Origin of the sequence: Muricoccus nepalensis (genome assembly GCF_006438825.1) — a bacterium.
Classification (GTDB): domain Bacteria; phylum Pseudomonadota; class Alphaproteobacteria; order Acetobacterales; family Acetobacteraceae; genus Roseomonas; species Roseomonas nepalensis.
The window spans coordinates 1-782 of sequence record NZ_RCZP01000136.1 but is presented as its reverse complement, the minus strand read 5'-3'; the positions used below and the strand labels follow the sequence as shown (position 1 = coordinate 782).

Annotated in this window: 1 protein-coding gene; it reads left to right on the top strand. The window is 75.2% G+C overall.

Going from position 1 to position 782, the window contains the following annotated elements:
• Positions 1-782 (top strand): amidohydrolase family protein (locus EAH89_RS30970; protein ID WP_140888039.1); only part of this gene is annotated, 782 nt, incomplete at both ends.

The window sequence follows — 782 nt, the reverse complement described above, 5'->3', positions numbered from 1 at the left end:
AACCCGCCGCTCGAGGACATCCTCCCCGCCGGCGCCGCCGCCGACCTCGCCCGCCGCGCCAACGACGCCCTCGCCGAGCTCTGCGCCCGCCACCCCGACCGCTTCCCCGCCTTCGTCGCCACCCTCTCCCTCCTCGACCCCGAGGGCGCCGTGCGGGAGGCCGGGCGCGCCATCACCGCGCTCGGCGCCCGCGGCGTGCAGGTCTTCACCAACGTCGCCGGCAAGCCCCTCGACCGCCCGGAGTACCAACCCCTCTTCGCCGCGCTCGCCGCCCACGACCTGCCCGTCTGGCTCCACCCCGCCCGCACCGCGGCCATGACCGACTACGCGAGCGAGCCCCGCAGCCGCCTCGAGATGTGGTGGTGCTTCGGCTGGCCCTACGAGACCTCCGTCGCCATGGCCCGCCTCGTCCTCTCCGGCCTCTTCGACCGCCACCCCGCCCTCAAGGTCATCACCCACCACGGCGGCGGCATGATCCCCGCCTTCGACGGCCGCGTCGGCCCCGGCATGGCCGTGCTCGGCAGCCGCACCACCGACGAGGACCTCTCGGGCGTCCTCCCCGCCCTCCGGCGCCCCCACCTCGACTACTTCCGCCTCTTCTACGCCGACACCGCCCTCTTCGGCTCCGCCACCGGCCTGCCCGCCTCCCTCGCCTTCTTCGGCGCCGACCACCTCGTCTTCGCCACCGACGCGCCCTTCGGTCCCCTCCCGGAGACCCTCGCCGCCATCGACACCCTCGATCTCACCGAGGCGCAGCGACACGCCGTCCTGCACGGCAACGC